A 19037-nucleotide genomic window follows, 5' to 3' on the forward strand; every position below is an offset into this window, starting at 1 on the left:
CAGTTTTTGTAAAGCCGTTTTAATATTGAATTATTTATTGATTTTTTATTTTTATGGAACTTTATAAGATAAAAAGCTATATAATTTTTTTATTAAAAAGCAATTATAAAAAATTTTTATATATCATCATTTTCTATATTATATTCATCTTCTTTATTCTCTTCTTCTTCCTCTCCACTATTTTTATTTAATTTTTCTATTCTAATCTTTGTAACAATATTTCCGCTCTTTCCAACAACAGTAAAAGAATAACCATTATATTTTATAGCCTCATTTCTCTTTGGAAGCCTTCCAAGATAAGAAAACAAAAATCCGCCTACAGTATCAGCGTCATCATCTGGTATGTCTGGAAGTATCCCATATTTATTAATCTCATCTATCCTCATCCTAGCATCAACTAAGAAACTTCCATCATCATTACTCTTAACTTCTTCATCATCTTCCTCATCAAACTCATCTCGAATATCTCCTACAATCTCCTCAAGTACATCTTCCATACTAACAATTCCAGAAAATCCGCCGTACTCATCAACTACCATAGCAATATGAATCTGCTTAGTTCTAAAATTCTTCAAAAGCTCCATAAGCGAAATAGATATCGGTACAAAAAAAGCCTTGTGTATTATCTTCTTTAAATTAAAAGTTTTTTCATCTATATCCACCAAATCCTTAACATAAAGTACACCAACTATATCATCTATCCCATCTTTATAAACAGGTATCCTTGAGTTTCTATCTCTATTAAAAGCTTTAATTACCTTCTCATAGCTTGTATCTATATGAAGCATATTTACATCAACTCTCGGTATCATTATATCTTTTACATTTTTACTTTTTAGTTCAATAGTGTTTATTACAATCTCTCTCTCTTCTTCTGTTAATAAACTTAAATTAATATAGTGGCTCTTATCATTATAATTATCTTTATTCTTTTTAACTATCTTTTTTAATATCTTCTTTATTGGCATTATAATTCCCTTTTATATGTTCAAGTATTTTTTTATATAATTCTCTCATTCTTTTATAATTTTTTTTAAGAGATTTTTCTGTATAATTATGATGTATACCCTGTAAATGAAGTATAGAATGAACTATTAATTTTATGACAGTCATCTTTATTTTATCTTCGCTATATCTGTCCAAAACCCACTCATAAGAAATAACAATATCGCCTCCGTCTTTAGCTTCCCCCATAGGAAAAGTTAATACATCTGTGGCTTTGTCTTTATTTCTAAATTGCTTGTTTAGTCCTCTTATGTAATCATCATTAGAAAAAACTAAATTTACTTCCCCATCAATATTTGCAGCTTTTACAGCATGATATAAAAAATACCTATAAATATTTAGATTAATATCATAATCAGTGTTATTAAAAACATTAACCTTTTTCATACTATTTCTTTACTTTGTCTTTATTAATAGCTTCTTTTTTAGTATTGATATTTTTAATAAATCTTTCTTTTGTTTTTGAAACTTTTTTAGTATCTGTTTTAGTATTTTTCTCAGTATTTTCTGCTTTTTCGTTTTTATTATTATTATCTTTGCCTACATCTTTTGGAAGCTCTGGATATTTTATTCTCTCATGTAATGAAATTAAAATCTTTTGTAAGCTTATTCTTTTAATAGTTTCAATATCTTGCAATGTAAGCCCGCTGTCATTTAATTCACCCTCTGTCATTTTACTTTTTACTATGCTGTCTATGAGTGATGCTAATTTTTCTTTAGTAGGACTATCTATAGTTCTGCTTGCTGCTTCTATAGAATCTAATATCATTAAAATAGCTGTAATTTTAGATTGAGGTTTGGGACCTCCATAAGTAAATAAACTTACATCTATATCAGGGTCTTCTTTTAGAGCATCTGCATAGAAATATTTTATTAAACTTGTTCCATGATGTTCTTTTATAGCAGCTATTATTTCTTTTGGAAGTCTATATTTTTTTGCTATCTCAACTCCAAAACGAACATGTGATTTTACTATTGCAGCAGATAAAGTTGGCTTTAATTTATTATGTCTGTTATCATCTCTATTTGTATTTTCTATAAAATATAACGGATTTTCTATTTTACCTATATCATGATAATATGCTGATACGCAGGCCAACCTTCCATCTTCCCCAATCTCATCGGCTATAGTTTCTACCAAATTAGCCATATTAATAGAATGGTGATAAGTACCCGGAGCATTGATTTGAAGCTGTCTTAAAAGAGGATTGTTTAAGTCTGCCAATTCCTGAAGTCTAAATATAGTAGCCGTCTCAAGTAAATACTCACAAATAGGAAGAATAATCATAACGAGTATTGCTTGTATTAAACCGCTTGCAAAAGCAAATACAAATATCATATAATTAAAATTAAAATCATCTTTAATAAATGCATTAATTAATGACACTATACTTAAAGATACCCCTATTTGAATACCTAACCATAAAACCCCATTTCTGCTATTAATCTTTTTTGTAGCAATAGAAGTTATCATAGATATTACAAATAGTGAGAAAAACTCATACACATCAGCTTGAACCATATTAGCAGCTAAAAGAGTAATACATACAGTTACAATAGCTGAAATCCCCCTTCTTGCCCCAAGCAAAGTATTAAGCATAGAAAACATTGGTATAAAAGTGTATATATAAAAAGGTATATTTATAAGTTTATCCGATACATAATTGCTTATAAAATATGCTATAGAAATAATAAGCAAATATTCAAGTGAAAATAAAATAAAATTTTTAAAATTAGTATAAAACTCTATCTTGTATTTAAAAATGATGTATCCTACAAAACTGAATAACATCAATATAAATAACCCCTGACCTATTAAATTTCTTATATTATACTCAAAAAAACTATTATTATCTAAAATATATTTTAAAAGCTTTACCTTATCCTCTGTAACCCTTTCACCCTCTTCTAATATTGGAAAACCAGCCTTTATTGTTGTATATATAGGGTCCACAGATAATTGAATCTTATTTATCTCCTCTTGAGTTTTTTCTGAATTATAAATTAAATTATCTACCAAAAAAACATTTATTATAGAAGATATTGTATTAATATGAAATACATTCAAATCATTATATCTATTTCCTAAAATAGAGCTAATTTCATTTTTTAAATTCTCTAAAAAGAATATTCTATTTTTTGCCGCTATTCTCTCTTCAACAACATAATCATTATACTTATAAATAAATATACCATTATTAAGTATCAATCTTAAAGTTTCAGGAGTTAAATTTCTTTTGGATATTATTCCAACTTCAAATAAACTCTTAAGTGTATCTATAACTTTTGACTCATATCCAATATTATCTTTATTAACAATAGCATTAGAAAAAATTGTCTTATTAATATTTAAATTATATTCGGATATTACAGCATCATATATCTCATCAAAAGAAACATTATTCGTATCAAAACTTCTAATAAAGTTAAACATATTACTAACTTTTAATAATGATTCTTTTTCTATACTCTCTGGCATTTCAAATATAGGCCTTACATTAGCCTGTAAATATGTTATTAATCTTTGAGTTTCTTCTACATTTTTATATTTTATATTACTTTTAGCAATCAAAGGCTCTTTTACTGTTTCGCCTATAGACGGTATTGTAATTTTTTGCACATAAGTTGGAAATACTAAAACTAATGTTATTATATACAAAATTACTGCTATTAACAATTGAAATATTCTCTCCATATTGAGAGTTTTATTGATTATAGATTTAATAATTTTTTTATTCGTGTTCATAATAAATTTTATCCAATAGTCTTACTCTTTTATATTATCAGCATTATCATAAGCTTCTAATATTTTGGTAACTAACCTATGCCTTATCACATCTTTTTTATCAAAATGATGAAAAGCTATTCCTTCTATATTGTTTAATATTTTAATAGAATGCTCCAGTCCAGATTTTACATTTTTTGGCAAATCGCTTTGAGTAATATCTCCTGTAATAACAGCCTTAGACTTCTCTCCTATTCTGCTTAAAAACATCTTCATCTGAGCAACTGTAGTGTTTTGTGCCTCATCAAGTATTATAAAAGCCCTGCTTAAAGTTCTTCCCCTCATATAAGCTAAAGGAGCTACTTCTATTTTATTCTCTTCTGTATATCTTAATATTATATCACTAGACAAAAGACTATACAAGGCATCATATACAGGTCTCATATACGGTGAAATCTTTTCTTTGAAATCTCCAGGCAAATATCCCAAACTCTCACCCGCCTCAACAACAGGTCTTGTTATTATCATACGCTCAATCTTATTTTCTGCAAGCAAACTTATACCATAAGCAACAGATAGAAATGTTTTTCCAGTACCTGCCGCACCCGTAGAAAATACTATATCATTAAAAATCATCTTCTCTAAATATTCACCCTGAGATATAGTTTTCATTTCTATGTTTCTTCCAAGATACGGAAGCTTTATACGCATATTAATTAAAGAACTCTCACGCTCTTTAAATACATTATCAGATATATTAATAACCTTTTCTAAAGAAATTTCGGTATTAGAAATATACATGTCTTTAAGTATATATATCACTTTTAGAGTATCTTCTATATTTGAATAATTACCCTCTATAGTTAATTCATTTCCTTTTGGATATATTGAAACATTAAATTTATTCTCTAAAGCTTGAAGATTTTTATCCTCTGCACCGCAAATGGAAATATACGCATCATAATCTTTAAACTTTACTTTATTGTCTAATCTCTTTTTATTTATTTTTTTATCCTTTAATTTTTATTGTATTATAATATAGTACAAAAAAATTGATTATTGTCAATATTACATATATTAAAATTTCATACAAGTAGAAAACATATCGTATTAAATCTCTATTAATTTTTTCAACTATATCATAGCAGCATTATATATAATAGTAGAATCTTAATTTGAAGCCTAATATATTTTTTATCTAATTTTACAAAAATTATTATATTCTCTTAATTTTAGTTTGGATTTATATAAAATTAGTTATTTATTATAAAAATCATAAAATTATTTTTAGTTTTAACTTTAATAATAATTAATAATACTTTTTTATAATTCGTATTATAATTTTGTTTAAAACATTTATTTATAATAATTAAGATTATAAAAATTTATGATTTTTTAGACCAAAAAATAATATAATATACATCTTGTTCAAACAAAAAAAAATTAACTATTTTTAATTATTGATTTTTATACCTATATATAATATAATTATTATGTTTATTCAAACTAAAAGAAATATAACTTATTTTTAATAATCAAATAAATAATTTTTTAAGAGGAACTAATATGCGTTTTAAAAGTGCCTATAATGGAATATTAACAAAAGACGATATCGGCAAAGAAGTAAAATTAGCCGGTTGGGTGTTAAGAAGAAGAGATCATGGCGGAGTAATATTCGTAGATTTAAGAGACAGAACAGGTTTTGTACAAATTGTATTCAATCCTGAAATCAGCAAAGAAGCACATAATGACGCTCAAGATTTGAGAAGCGAATATGTTATTAGTGTTGAAGGTAAAATAAGAGCAAGAAGTCCTGAAATGGTTAACCCTAAAATTCCTACTGGTGAAATTGAGGTTATGGTTGAAAAAATGGAGCTTCTTAATACTTCTGAAACTCCTCCTTTCTTACTTGAAGATGATATTGATACTGGCGAAGATATAAGATTAAAATACAGATACTTAGATTTAAGAAGAAATAAAGTATTTAATAACTTATATAAAAGATTCCAAATCACTAATGCTTTCAGAAAACATTTAGCTGATAATGGTTTTATAGATGTTGAAACTCCTATATTAAATAAAAGTACTCCTGAAGGTGCAAGAGACTTCTTAGTTCCTTCAAGATTAAATGCTGGAGATTTCTATGCATTGCCTCAATCTCCTCAAATATTCAAACAAATACTTATGATAGGCGGTTTTGAAAGATACTATCAAGTAGCTAAATGTTTCCGCGATGAGGACTTAAGAGCTGACAGACAGCCTGAATTTACTCAAGTTGATATTGAAACTTCTTTCCTTAATACTGATGAATTCTTATCTATTATGGAAAGTATTACTGCTAATATAGTTAAAGATGTTTACGGAATAGATATCCCTACTCCATTCCCTAGATTAAATTATTATGATGCTATGGAAATGTACGGAAGCGATAAGCCTGATACGAGATTTGAATTAAAACTTATCAATGTTGAAGATGCTGTTAGAGGCTGTGATTTTGCAGTATTCAAAAATGCTTTAGATAATAAATTTATAATAAGATGTTTGAATGCTAAAGGCGGGGTTGATAAATTAAGCAGAAAAGATATTGACGACTTTACTAAATATGTTGGTATATTTGGTGCTAAAGGTCTTGCTTGGATGAGAGTTACTGAAAACGGACTTGAGTCTAACATCGTTAAATTCTTCTCTGAAGAAAATCAAAAGAAAATTTTAGAAGTTACAAAATCAGAAAAAGGCGACTTATTATTTTTTGTTGCTGACACTCCAAAAGTTACATTCGATGCTTTAGGTAATTTAAGATTAAGAGTTGCTGAGAAATTAAATTTAATAGATAAAGACAAATTAAACTTCTTATGGGTAGTAGAGTTTCCATTATTTGAATATGATCACAAAGAAAAGAGAATATCCGCTACTCACCACCCATTCACTGCCCCAGTACCTGAAGATGTTGCTATACTTGAAAGCGAGCCTCTAAAAGTGAGAAGCGATACTTATGACTTAGTATTAAACGGCAATGAAATAGGCGGCGGTGGTCAGCGTATTTATGATAGTAAGATACAAGCTACTATATTCAAACTTTTAGGCATAGATGAAGAGAAAGCTAAAATAAGATTCGGATTCTTACTTGATGCTTTAAAATATGGTGCTCCTCCTATGTGCGGTATGGCTTTTGGTATAGACAGAGTTATAATGTTATTACAAAAACAAGACAGCATAAGAGAAGTTATAGCATTCCCTAAAACTCAGAAGGGACAATGTTTGATGAGCAGCTGTCCTTCTACTGTTGATGCCGACCAATTAGAAGAGCTTCATTTGAAAGTTGAAGAATAATTTATAAATAAGTTATAAATATAAAGCCTCTTAAAGTTATAAGGGGCTTTTATTTTTTTAAATTTGTTCTAATTCCCCACCCTTTATGCTTTTTTATTTTATCTGTTATTTCTATTTTTTATTTCTTTATTGTTGTATTAGAATTTATAGCACCCACCCAAGCAGATTTTTAATTTAAAAATTTCATAACGCACGCTGAGCCAAATAAAAAATATAGTGAAATTAAAAATGCAACTCTTTTTATATTAAAAAATCTGCTCACCGTGCGGTAAACTAATTTAAAAATCTAATTAATACTTGGGCGGGGGTGCTTTTATTATTTGAGTTTGAAATATAAATGAAGTTATAATTTTAAATATACAATAAAGAATAAAGGGCGGGGATTCTGAATAAATTGTTCATTTTTATTTAATATACATTTAATTGTATAAAAATATTTAAAATAAAATATAGCCAAAAAAGATATATAAAAACAAATAGGAATATAATATTTTATTATTATATTCTTATTTGTATATACGTATAAAGATTTTATAAATTAATGCTTATAAATCTGCAGGCTCTCTCTGCAGCATCTTCTATTAGTGCTTTAGAATTTTTTATAGCTTCCTCAAGAGGCATAGCTCTTTTTAAAGCAGGCATAATAGATACAATTCCCATATCATAAACTGCCTCAGCTCCATCTCTTATATCACCTACTATAGCAATTACAGGAGTATTAGAAGCTCTTCTTGCAACACCTACAGGCACTTTACCTTTTTTTGTCTGACCGTCAATAGCACCTTCACCAGTTATAATAAGAGAAGCATCTTTTATTTGTTCCTCAAAATCTATAATATCAAGCACAGCATCAATACCGCTTTTTAATTGAGCATTACAAAAGGCAACAAGACCGCCTCCAAGCCCTCCAGCAGCACCTGATCCTTCTATATAGTCTATTTCTTTATTAAATTTTTCTTTAACAATTCTTGCTATATTTTTAAGTCCGTCATCAAGTATCTGAAAGCTTTCTTCTGTAACACCTTTTTGTTTTCCGTATATAGCAGTAGCTCCATTTTCACCATATAGTGGGTTTTTCACATCACAAGCAACCTTTATTTTTATATCAAATATTCTTTTATCTACATTGCTGTCATCTATGTAAGCAACCTTTATCATATTTTCAGCAATAGCATTGAGTTCATTATTATCTTTATCTAAAAATCTATATCCTAAAGCACTAGCCATTCCAATACCGCAATCATTAGTAGCACTTCCGCCTATACCTATTAATATTTCTTTTATATTACTATTTAAAGCATCTTTTATAAGCTCTCCAGTTCCATAAGTTGAATATTTCAAAGGATTTCTTTCATTGTCATCAACTAAAGTAATTCCTGACGCTTCAGCCATTTCTATAACAGCCTTATCTTTACTAATAATACCATATTTCGCTTCTATAGTTTCACCTAATGGATTTTTTACATATACCTTTTTTATATTTCCGCCTGCTGCATAAATTATAGAATCAACTGTTCCCTCTCCGCCATCAGCAACCGGTATTTTTTTTATAATAGCATTTTTAAATACTTTTAATACGCCTCTTTCTATGCAGCTGCAAACTTCCATACTGCTAGCACTTCCTTTGAATGAATCTGGTATTATTATTATCTTTTTCATTAGATTTCCTCTTAATTATTATGAAGTATTATATACTATAATGTGTTTTTATAAAATTAAAAATAAATAGAAATTGATTATATATAAGAAAATGAAAAGAATTTTAACATTCCTTTCATTTTCTATCGTACATAAATTATTATGTAATAGGAGCAGGATTAAATATACACATATCATTATAAAGATGATATTGCTCTGTAAATGTTTTTTTTATTCCGCTTGCCACATCTAATATTTCATTAAACAGCCTTTCTCCAACCTCTTTTATATCAGCCTCTCCTGTAACAATATCTCCAGCACTAAAATCTATTAAATCACTCCACATGTCTTTCAAATCATTTCTTGATGATACTTTTATAACAGGAGCAGCAGCTAATCCATAAGGCGTACCTCTTCCTGTCATAAATACCTGCAAAGTAATCCCAGAAGCTAACTGAGAAGGTCCGCATACTATATCACTAGAAGGAGTAGCAGCGTATATCAAGCCATGTTTAGTAGGGATTTCACCAGGAGAAAGTACTTCTACTATAGGAGCTGTTCCAGATTTTGCAATAGACCCTATAGCTTTTTCAACTATATTAGCAAGTCCTCCTTTTTTATTTCCAGGAGTAGGGTTAGCACTTCTATCAGCCTCTCCTACAGCTAAATAATCATCATACCATTTCATTTCTGAAGCGAGCTTTTTTCCTACTGTATCATCTTTGCATCTTGCCGCTAATATATGCACACCATCTCTTGCTTCCGTAACTTCAGAAAACATGACTGTAGCTCCAGCTGATACAAGCATATCTGAAGCATAACCTGCTGCAGGATTAGCACTAATACCAGAAAAAGCATCACTGCCCCCGCACTGCATACCTATACAAAGTTTAGATAAAGGCAAAGTTGTTCTTTTTCTTTGATTTAATTTTTCAAGTTTCTTCTCTGCCATTTCCATGAGAGAATTCATTATATTATGAAAACCTTTCTTTTCCTGTAATATAATAACATTATCCTCATTAATTAAATTTTCATCTAAAATCATATCTACAGTAAGCTTTTCACATCCAAGCCCTACCACCATAACCTCAGAACCGAAATTAGGATTTTTTACTAAATTCCTTAAAGATCTTATAGGAATATCAGCATTTTTAGCATTTATTGCAACCCCGCATCCATAAGCATGATTAATAGCAATTATATCATCTACATTTTTATATTTTGGAAGCAGTTTTTCCTTCATCTCTTTTACAGCCACATTTAAAACTCCAGCAACACATTGTACAGTTGTGCTTATAGCAAGTATATTTCTTGTACCTGCAAATTTACTTCCCGGATTATCATAGCCTTCAAATGTAGTTCTTAAAGGTTTAGGAAGATTAGATACAATATTTTCAGCAAACACTAAATCTTCTAATTTAGGAGCTAAAGGAAGTCTTAATATATGCTCATTCACCCAATCGCCTTTTTTTATATCCTGCAAAGCAAAACCAATGCAAATACCATACCTAATAATAGCCTCATCTTTTTTTATATCTTTTAAAGCTATCTTATGTGATTGAGGTATATTAGAATTAACTTTAAAACCCTCATCGATATATTCGCCTTCCTTTAAATCCTTTATTGCTACAACTACATTATCATTTTCATTAATTTTTATAAAAGATTTTTTCATTATAATCCTCTTTTTACAAATCAATTTAATAATAATTTATTTGATTAATCCTGCTTCTCTTAGTACAGCTCTCAATTTTTCTATTTCATCATCTTTAAGTTTCTGTATAGGGTCCAAACATTTTCCTACATTAATTCCCTGCTGAACTAATCCTTCTTTAATAACTGCTGGGAAAGTTCCCATATTACTTATTATTCTAATAGGAGCAAGTGCAAATTGAGCATCTAATGAGCCTTTTAAATCTCCTGCCATAAATTTCTCATATATATCAACAGTTAATCTAGGAGCAACATTAGCACATGATGCTATAGCACCTTTAGCACCGCAGCATAAACCAGCATATATTAAAGTATCTCTTCCTAAAAGAACATTAAAATTTTCATTATCTCTAGTTAAACGAATATATTCTGTTGTATTAGTCATATCTCCAGTGCTGTCTTTTACACCAACTATATTATCTATCTTAGCAAGCTTAGCTACTGTACTAGGCTCTATAGTAACATTAGTCTTGGGTTTATTATTATACAATACTATAGGCAATGATGAATGAGAAGCTATAGTTTTATAATGCTGATATAATTCATCTTGTGTTTGAGATATAAACATAGGTGTCAATACAGAAATGGCATCCATTCCTACATCTTCACATATTTTTAATAATCTTAAAGCACCTTTTGTTGATATGCTATTAACTCCCCCGTAAACAGGTACTCTTCCAGCTGCCGCTTTTTTTACAGTTTCTAATACTTTTCTGTATTCCTCTTCATCAACAGCATAAAATTCTCCTGTTGTTCCCATAGGAAACAAACCATGAACTCCCTCTTCTATTAAATGAATAGATAACTCTTCTAAAACTTTATAGTTAATATTTCCATTATCATCTATAGGTGTTACTATAGGCGGAATAATTCCTTTTGGTTGAAAACTCATAATTATATCCTTTCTAATAGGTTATTTTTATATAATAAATTATTCTTATCTAATAAATATTTGCATAACAAATAATACTGCTAAAGCTAAAAGCGACATTATCATAGATACAGTAAATTTACACATAACCTGATCTTTTAATTCGCTTACACCAAACATACCATTAAATACCCAGAATCCGCTATCATTGAAATATGAAAACGATATAGCACCAGCACAGCAAGCCTGAGCCAACAATATAGGAGAAGTTCCTAAATCACCCATCAAAGGTGCTGTTAAAGTAGCAGCAGTAGTTATTGCAACAGTAGCAGAACCTAAAGCTATTCTCATTAAAGCAGCTATAACAAAAGGTATAAGCAAAGCAGGTATAGGCAAATTAACAACTACATCACCTAAAACATCCCCAAGTCCGCTTACTTTAATTACATTTCCTAAACATCCGCCTGCTCCTGTAATAAGCATTATCATACCTGTTGATTTTACAGAATCTTCCAAAACTTTTAACACATCTTTTTTACTGTCTTTAAAAGCAAGTCCGTAAATAGCAATAAGTGTTCCTATCATCAAAGCAACAACAGGGCTTCCTAAAAAATCTATTATACTATTTAAAACTCCAAGTTTTGCATTTGATACATCTAATATAGTTTTAGCAAAAATCAATATCAAAGGAACTACTATAGGAGCTAATGACATAACAAATGAAGGAAGTTCTTTAGAGCCCATTAATTTTTCAAGTTCTGACATAGAACGTATATATTCTGCTTTAAATTCTTTTTTATCAAATCCACCTTGCTCATTTGGTATTTGATATATTTTTGTTCCAAGCCATTTTGTATAAAATATCGCAGCTATTAAAGGAATAATAGATACTGCAATTCCTGTAAGTATCATGGCTCCCATATCTACATTAAGAAGACCTGCAGCAGTTAAAGGTCCTGGTGTAGGCGGTACCAATGAGTGAGAAAGCTGTAATCCTGCAGCCAAAGCAAGTGCCAAACCTACAACAGACTTTCCTGTAACTTGAGACATACCTTTCAATAATGGAGCAAAAATTAAAAGTGCTGAATCTGCAAATACAGGTATAGATACTATTAAACCTGTAATACCTAAAGCCCATTCTTCTTTTTTCTTACCAATAAATTTTATAAATGTAAATGCCAGCCTTTCAGCTCCGCCTGATTTCTCTAATACCCCGCCCATCATAACACCTAATCCTATAATAATACCTGTGCTTGATAAAGTGTTGCCAAAACCAGACTGTATTGCTGTTATTAAGCCTGTTATTTTTTTGCCGTCTGCATTTGTTATATCAGTTATCGGCATGCCGCCTATAATACCAGTTATCATGGCAGCTATTAATAGGGCTATAAATGTATGTATTTTTGTAAACATTACCAAAAATATCATTATGCCTACACCTAAAATAAGCCCTAATATCATTCTTGTTGCTTCATCCATACTTATACCTCTTTGATTTTAATATATATTTTTTTATTATTTATTACCTTACTAGACAAGGTTTCTTAGGATTGAATTTCCAATTAGGAATTAAATACTGCATTCCTATAGAATCGTCCCTAGCACCCAAACATTTTTCCTTATATAATTTGTTAGCTTTTAATATTTGATCCATATCAGGTTCTATACCCAAACCAGGTTTTTTAGGTATATTTACATATCCATTTTCTATTTTTAAAGGTTCTTTTGTTAATCTCTCTATGCCTTCCTGCCATATCCAGTGAGTATCTATAGCATTAATATTACCAGGTACAGCAGCAGCAGTATGAGAAAACATAGCTAAAGAAATGTCGAAATGGTTGTTAGAGTGAGAGCCCCAAGTTAAACCAAAGTCATTACAAAGCTGTCCTACTCTTACAGAACCTGACATAGTCCAGAAATGAGGATCAGCCAAAGGAATATCTACTGATTGCAATATTATAGAATGGCTCATTTCTCTCCAATCTGTTGCTATCATATTAGTAGCGGTAGGAAGTCCTGTAGCTTTTCTAAATTCGGCCATTATTTCTCTTGCTGAAAATACACCCTCAGCACCGCATGGGTCTTCACAATATGTTAATATTCCATGCATATCTTTACATATTTCTATAGCCTCTTTTAAAAGCCATCCGCCATTAGGGTCTAATGTAATTCTTGCCTCAGGATATGCTTTTTTCAAAGCTTTTATAGCTTTTATTTCTTCTTTACCTTCTAAAACTCCGCCTTTTAATTTGAAATCATTAAAGCCATACAATTCTTTTGATGCTTTAGCAAGTTCAACTATAGCTTCTGGAGTGAGAGCTTCTTCATGTCTTATTTTGTACCATTTGTTAGGTGCATTATCATCATGATAATATTCTAAATCTGTTTTGTTTCTATCACCTACATAAAACAAATATCCTAACATTAATACTTTATCTCTTAATTGTCCGTTTCCTAAAAGAGATGCAACAGATACTCCTAATGTTTGACCCAATAAATCTAATAAAGGAGCTTCAACTGCTGTCATAACATGTACGCCGGTTCTTAAATCAAATGTTTGAGAGCCTCTTACGTCGTTTTCATCTTTTAAAGAATTTTGTATTTTTATAAGAGTATTTTTATATTCACCTATGCGGCTTCCTTCAACTATTGATTTTACACTTTCAAGACCTTTAGTAATTTTTTCGCCGCCTGGAACCTCTCCTACTCCTATTTTTCCTTCACTGTCTTTTAATATAACTACATTCCTTGTAAAGTATGGAGCATGAGCACCGCTTAAATTTAAAAGCATGCTGTCTTTACCAGCTACTGGATATATTTCCATTTTTTCAATTTTTATATCAATACTCATAATATTTTATCCCCGTATTATTTTTTTAAAGAAACATTTGTGATTTTCTCATAATATTTTAATATAGCACTATGGTCATCAGCAGCACATCCATCAGATTTTAGATACTGCATTATTTCCATAACTTGAGCAGTTAAAGGCAAATAAGAGTTTACCGCATGAGAAGCATTTAAAGCATTATTTAAGTCTTTTATATGAAGTTCAATTCTAAAGCCAGGCTTAAAATTATGTTCAAGCATCATAGGTGCTTTAGCGTCCATAACTGTAGACCCTGCAAGTCCGCCTCTTATAGCTTTATAAACTAATTCAGGATCTGCACCTAATTTTTTTGCTAAAATTAAACTTTCAGAAACTGCTGAAATATTGATAGCTACTACAACCTGATTAGCTAATTTAGCAACATTTCCAGAACCTAATTCTCCTACATAAACTACTGAAGAAGCCATAGGTTTTAATAAATCAGAAACTTTATCAAAAATTTCTTTCTTACCGCCTGCCATCACAGACAAAGTACCGTCTATAGCTTTAGGTTCTCCTCCTGATACTGGAGCGTCAATGAGCTCTATAGATTTTTTAGAAAGCTCTGCACCTATAGCTTTTGATTCTACTGGGTCTATTGAACTCATATCTACAACTATAGTTCCGCTTTTAGCTCCTTCTATAATTCCATTCTCACCTAAACAAACCTCTCTAACTTGGGGAGAATTTGGAAGCATAGTTATTATAACATCACATTCTTTAGCTACTTCTGCTGGATTATTAGCTGCTTTAGCTCCCTCTTTTACTAATTCTTCAACAGATGCCTTTGATCTGTTATAAACTATGAGCTCATGTCCTGCTTTTAACAAATTTTTGCTCATAGGTTTTCCCATAATACCTAATCCTATAAATCCTATTTTCATTTTTGTACTCCTTTATTTTTTATTTTTTTATTTAATAATTATTTCATTTTGGCACTTATTAGTTTTTAAAAATTCTGATACATTGTTTAATGAAGTTTCTATTTGATTCTTTACAGCTTCATCAGTAAAAAATCCTATATGAGGTGTTACAATAATATTAGGATGTCTTAAAAGAGCAGCAAAATGTTCATCTTCTATATATTTTTCTCTATAATCAAATCTAAAATATTTGTTCTCATTCTCATAAACATCTAATGCCATTGCTGATATTTTTCCGCTATTTACTGCTTCTAAAGCATCTTTAGTGTTTAATATTTCTCCTCTTGAAAGGTTAATTATAATTACTCCATCTTTCATCTTTGATATAGAATGAGCATTAATCAAATACCTTGTCTCTTCTAATAATGGAATATGATAAATTATCACATCACTATTTTTATATATTTCATCTAAAGAAACATATTCAGCTATAGCTTTTAATTCATCTTTTTCAAACACATCATTTACAAGTATTTTTTTAGGAGAAAATCCGCTTAAATGTTTTACAGTAAGTGAACCTATTTTTCCAACACCTACTACGCCTATTACTTGATTTCTTATTTCTTTAGCAAGTAAATTCTTTATTGTGAAATCTTGATTATTGATTCTTGTTATATATTTATTATAATTTCTAAGTAGAGCAAGAACACACAAAATAGCATATTCACTTACTGAATTTGGAGAATAGCTTGGAACATTTGCAAATTTTATTTCTAACTCTTTTGCCGATTTTAAATCTATATTATCCGTTCCTGCAGATTTGGTTGAAGCAAATTTAATATTAAACTTCTTCATCATCTCTAATACTTTTCTATTTACAGTACCTGAACCTGTAAATATTACAGCATCAAATCCTTCAGCAAGATTTATATTATCTTCTGTTAAATGCTGAGGAACTAATTTTATTTCAAAACCAAGATTAAATGAAATAGAATTAAATATTTCTATCTCTTCATCTCTAACAGAATATGCTATTATTTTCATTTGAATATCCATTCATAAAATTTTATTCATGCTTAATAATTATATTCAAATTAAAGGCATAATCTTTATACAAATGGTATAATAATGAAAATCTTTTTTGTATAAAATATACAAAACTATAGATAATTACATAATATTATTGTGTATATTTTGTTTTTTTATTATAATATTTATACATATTTTGTACGAAATATCTATTATATGCAAAACAAATGGAGAATAATTTGTTATGTCTATTGATGAAAAAATAGCAAGAAAACTATTAAAAGAGATAATGGATAATATTAATTATGAAGTAAATATTAATATTATGAATGAATATGGTGAAATCATTGCAAGCGGAGATGAAAAAAGAATAGGGAAAATACATTTAGGGGCATTAGATGTTATAAGAAATGCCAAAAGTATGGAATATTTTGATTATATAGATAATGATACTGAAAGCAGTAAACCTGGAGTAAATATACCATTGTTTATAAATAACGAAATTATAGGAGTTGTAGGGGTTACAGGTAATCCTAAAGAAATTAAATTAATAGCAAATATGGTAAAAATGCTTACCGAAATATTAATTAGAAGAGAAATAGATATAGATAAACAGATATTAAAACAAACTACATTAAATAATTATATATATAAAATTATATCTAAAGATTGCCATAATTATGTATCTTCTATTAATATTTGGGCAGAAAATAATAATTATTCATTTGATATCGATAGAAATGTATGTTTATTAAAAATTGAAAACAATGGAAAATATGATATGTATAAAATATCTGAATATCTAATCAATAAATTACAAAATATAAAATATTTTTACAAACAAGATATAATAACATATATTGGTAATAAACAATTTATTATAATAAAAAGTTTTAATAGCAAAGAAAAAATACAAGATAAAAAGAAAATTATTAATTATTTTTTTACAAGCCTTAGAAATGAAATTAATATAGATATAAAATTTTCTGCTATGTGCGGCTGCATAGTAAACAATTTAGAAGATATGCATAAAAGCTTTGAACAAGCTAACTTCTTATTTAATTATATAGCACACACAAATAATAATACATATTTTATAGAAGATTATATGTTAGAATATATTATTCTAAATGAAGGATATTTTAGTTCTTATATGATATTAAAAAATACTTTGAACATAATTAATAAAAACATAGCTTTTAAAGAAACAATAATCACAATGAGTAATTGCGATATGAATATAAACAAAACATGTGAAAAACTATTTATGCATAGAAATACAATTTTATATAGAATGAAAAAAATTAAGGAAATACTAGACTTAGACCCAATAAATAATCACATGGATAGAATAAAATTTTATATAATAGCAACTATATTAAAAAAATAATTATATTTTTGCCCTATTATACATTGATAAAAATCAAATATATTTAAATACATTTCAAACTATATATAAAAACTTTTTGACAAAATTATAAAAATAATATATATTTCTTACAATACTATGATTAGTAATTTTCACAATTCTAATATTTATAATTTTTTATAAGATAAAGGATATGCTTATGAATATTATTAATGCTATTATAACAAACACAAATAATGTTATGTATGGATATTTGCTGTTATCTGTATTTTTTGTGGTGGCTGTATTTTTTACTATTAGATTAAAAGGAATACAAATTTCTCACTCTGTACATGCTCTAAAACTTTTATTTTCAAAACATGAAAAAGGTGACGGAGTATCAGGGTTTGTAAGTTTTTGTATAAGTACTGCTTCAAGAGTAGGTACAGGAAACATTACTGGTGTTATGGGTGCTATTTCTGCGGGCGGACCTGGGGCATTATTTTGGATGTGGCTTATGGCGCTTTTGGGCGGAAGTTTAGCCTTTACAGAAAGCACACTCGCTCAATTATATAAAGAAAAAGATTCTCAAGGAAAGTTTATAGGAGGAGCTTCTTTCTATATAAAAAGCAAACTAAAAAAACCAATAATAGCTACTATATTTGCATTGTGTATGATATTCACCTACACTACTTTTAACGGTGTTCAAGCAAATACTATATCAAATGCTTTATCAAAATATAATGTATCTGTAATGATTACTGCTATTGCTTTAACAATTATTACAGCATTGATATTATTCAGCAAAAAGAGAGACACTATAACACATGCTTGCGTATTTATAGTGCCTGTTATGGCAATACCATATATACTTATAGGGCTTTATATATTCTTTACTAATTTATCATCAGTGCCTTTAGTATTTCAGAATATATTCGTACAAGCTTTTAAGCCAAGTGCAATGTTTGGAGGAGCTATAGGAGCAACCATTTCAAACGGATTAAAAAGAGGATTATTTTCAAATGAAGCAGGTATGGGAGGAGCTCCTCATGCAGCAGCTGCAGCTCATACTTCTCATCCTTGTAAACAAGGTCTTATACAAATGTTCTCTGTATTTACAGATACTTTGCTTATATGTTCTATTTCTGGTTTTATACTTCTATTATCTCCTGAAGCTATGAAAGCTGTTAAAGATATGGAGGGAATAAAACTTTTCCAATATGCTATGGAATCTCATTTGGGCAGTTTTGGTTCTTATTTTATCACTATATGTATATTGTTATTATCTTATAGTTCTATACTTGGTAATTTCTTTTATATAAAAACAGGTGCTTTTGCTTTAAAAGATAATATGGTTTCATATGTAATAGTTGGGCTTATGACTATAGTAATGGTGTTTGCTGGTTCATTGGCAGAGTTTAAAACTATATGGGGAGCGGGCGACATGTTTATGGGAGTTATGGCGTTGCTTAACATTGTCATTTTAATAATACTCAATAAGCCTGTATATTTACTTACAAAACATTATGTATCACAATTAAAAGAGCATAAAGAACCTAAATTTAATAAGAACTCAATTTCAGAATTATCAAACGATGATGCCGTAAGCCAGTGGAATGCAGATTAATAAATAATAAATAATAAGT

The 19037-nt window shown here is 28.9% G+C and carries 14 protein-coding genes; 3 read left to right on the forward strand and 11 right to left on the reverse strand.

Features of this window, described 5'->3' with window-relative positions; translation table 11 throughout:
- Positions 1-116 precede the first annotated feature (116 nt).
- The 4 genes from tlyC to R4I97_RS02230 are packed head-to-tail and all read right to left on the reverse strand — an operon-like array spanning position 117 to position 4552.
- Complete coding sequence (gene tlyC / locus R4I97_RS02215) at positions 117-968, reverse strand: hemolysin C (RefSeq protein WP_335783507.1); 852 nt, start codon at positions 966-968, stop codon at positions 117-119.
- Positions 934-1392 carry an rRNA maturation RNase YbeY gene (gene ybeY, locus R4I97_RS02220; protein WP_335783508.1) on the reverse strand — a complete coding sequence of 153 codons (459 nt, stop codon included), beginning with the start codon at positions 1390-1392 and terminating at the stop codon, positions 934-936. Before ybeY ends, tlyC begins: the two co-directional genes overlap by 35 nt.
- Before the next feature lies 1 nt (position 1393).
- Entirely contained in the window at positions 1394-3751 is a 2358-nt protein-coding gene (locus R4I97_RS02225) for an HDIG domain-containing metalloprotein (RefSeq protein WP_335783509.1), read from the reverse strand.
- 21 nt (positions 3752-3772) lie between these two features.
- Entirely contained in the window at positions 3773-4552 is a 780-nt protein-coding gene (locus tag R4I97_RS02230) for a PhoH family protein (RefSeq protein ID WP_335783510.1), read from the reverse strand.
- 744 nt (positions 4553-5296) lie between these two features.
- Here R4I97_RS02230 and aspS point away from each other — a divergent pair.
- Positions 5297-7060, forward strand: coding sequence for an aspartate--tRNA ligase (gene aspS, locus R4I97_RS02235; protein WP_335783511.1), 1764 nt, complete (start codon positions 5297-5299; stop codon positions 7058-7060).
- Between the two features lie 531 nt (positions 7061-7591).
- Here the strand turns inward: aspS and R4I97_RS02240 are convergent.
- The 7 genes from R4I97_RS02240 to R4I97_RS02270 all read right to left on the reverse strand — a co-directional run bounded on the left by R4I97_RS02240 (position 7592) and on the right by R4I97_RS02270 (position 16058).
- Positions 7592-8719, reverse strand: coding sequence for a glycerate kinase (locus R4I97_RS02240; RefSeq protein ID WP_335783512.1), 1128 nt, complete (start codon positions 8717-8719; stop codon positions 7592-7594).
- A 139-nt stretch (positions 8720-8858) separates the two neighbouring features.
- Positions 8859-10373: a galactarate dehydratase gene (gene garD / locus R4I97_RS02245; protein ID WP_335783513.1), complete on the reverse strand. Its 1515-nt coding sequence runs from the start codon at positions 10371-10373 to the stop codon at positions 8859-8861.
- A 36-nt stretch (positions 10374-10409) separates the two neighbouring features.
- The gene (gene dapA, locus R4I97_RS02250) at positions 10410-11303 is read right to left on the reverse strand and encodes a 4-hydroxy-tetrahydrodipicolinate synthase (protein WP_335783514.1); all 894 of its coding nucleotides are present in this window, start codon (positions 11301-11303) and stop codon (positions 10410-10412) included.
- Between the two features lie 45 nt (positions 11304-11348).
- A complete protein-coding gene (locus R4I97_RS02255) occupies positions 11349-12761 on the reverse strand; it encodes a gluconate:H+ symporter (RefSeq protein ID WP_335783515.1) in 1413 nt (470 codons plus the stop codon).
- A gap of 43 nt (positions 12762-12804) precedes the next feature.
- The gene (locus R4I97_RS02260; RefSeq protein WP_295295203.1) at positions 12805-14133 is read right to left on the reverse strand and encodes an enolase C-terminal domain-like protein; all 1329 of its coding nucleotides are present in this window, start codon (positions 14131-14133) and stop codon (positions 12805-12807) included.
- A gap of 17 nt (positions 14134-14150) precedes the next feature.
- Positions 14151-15035, reverse strand: a complete 885-nt coding sequence (gene garR, locus R4I97_RS02265) for a 2-hydroxy-3-oxopropionate reductase (RefSeq protein WP_335783516.1) — start codon at positions 15033-15035, stop codon at positions 14151-14153.
- Between the two features lie 27 nt (positions 15036-15062).
- Complete coding sequence (locus tag R4I97_RS02270) at positions 15063-16058, reverse strand: NAD(P)-dependent oxidoreductase (RefSeq protein ID WP_335783517.1); 996 nt, start codon at positions 16056-16058, stop codon at positions 15063-15065.
- Between the two features lie 229 nt (positions 16059-16287).
- Here R4I97_RS02270 and R4I97_RS02275 point away from each other — a divergent pair, with 229 nt between their 5' ends.
- Together R4I97_RS02275 and R4I97_RS02280 are read left to right on the forward strand one after the other, a co-directional pair.
- Complete coding sequence (locus R4I97_RS02275; protein WP_335783518.1) at positions 16288-17433, forward strand: CdaR family transcriptional regulator; 1146 nt, start codon at positions 16288-16290, stop codon at positions 17431-17433.
- Positions 17434-17611: 178 nt separating this feature from the next.
- The gene (locus tag R4I97_RS02280) at positions 17612-19018 is read left to right on the forward strand and encodes an alanine/glycine:cation symporter family protein (RefSeq protein WP_335783519.1); all 1407 of its coding nucleotides are present in this window, start codon (positions 17612-17614) and stop codon (positions 19016-19018) included.
- Positions 19019-19037 lie beyond the last annotated feature (19 nt).

This window comes from Brachyspira pilosicoli (assembly GCF_036997485.1).
GTDB lineage: Bacteria > Spirochaetota > Brachyspiria > Brachyspirales > Brachyspiraceae > Brachyspira > Brachyspira pilosicoli_C.

Bases quoted from the DNA above. Each gene is read 5' to 3' on its own strand.
- R4I97_RS02270 (WP_335783517.1), bottom strand. From the start codon at position 16,058: ATGAAAATAATAGCATATTCTGTTAGAGATGAAGAGATAGAAATATTT.
- aspS (WP_335783511.1), top strand. From the start codon at position 5,297: ATGCGTTTTAAAAGTGCCTATAATGGAATATTAACAAAAGACGATATC.
- garD (WP_335783513.1), bottom strand. From the start codon at position 10,373: ATGAAAAAATCTTTTATAAAAATTAATGAAAATGATAATGTAGTTGTA.
- R4I97_RS02260 (WP_295295203.1), bottom strand. From the start codon at position 14,133: ATGAGTATTGATATAAAAATTGAAAAAATGGAAATATATCCAGTAGCT.
- R4I97_RS02280 (WP_335783519.1), top strand. From the start codon at position 17,612: ATGAATATTATTAATGCTATTATAACAAACACAAATAATGTTATGTAT.
- garR (WP_335783516.1), bottom strand. From the start codon at position 15,035: ATGAAAATAGGATTTATAGGATTAGGTATTATGGGAAAACCTATGAGC.
- tlyC (WP_335783507.1), bottom strand. From the start codon at position 968: ATGCCAATAAAGAAGATATTAAAAAAGATAGTTAAAAAGAATAAAGAT.
- R4I97_RS02255 (WP_335783515.1), bottom strand. From the start codon at position 12,761: ATGGATGAAGCAACAAGAATGATATTAGGGCTTATTTTAGGTGTAGGC.
- R4I97_RS02240 (WP_335783512.1), bottom strand. From the start codon at position 8,719: ATGAAAAAGATAATAATAATACCAGATTCATTCAAAGGAAGTGCTAGC.
- dapA (WP_335783514.1), bottom strand. From the start codon at position 11,303: ATGAGTTTTCAACCAAAAGGAATTATTCCGCCTATAGTAACACCTATA.
- R4I97_RS02275 (WP_335783518.1), top strand. From the start codon at position 16,288: ATGTCTATTGATGAAAAAATAGCAAGAAAACTATTAAAAGAGATAATG.
- R4I97_RS02225 (WP_335783509.1), bottom strand. From the start codon at position 3,751: ATGAACACGAATAAAAAAATTATTAAATCTATAATCAATAAAACTCTC.
- ybeY (WP_335783508.1), bottom strand. From the start codon at position 1,392: ATGAAAAAGGTTAATGTTTTTAATAACACTGATTATGATATTAATCTA.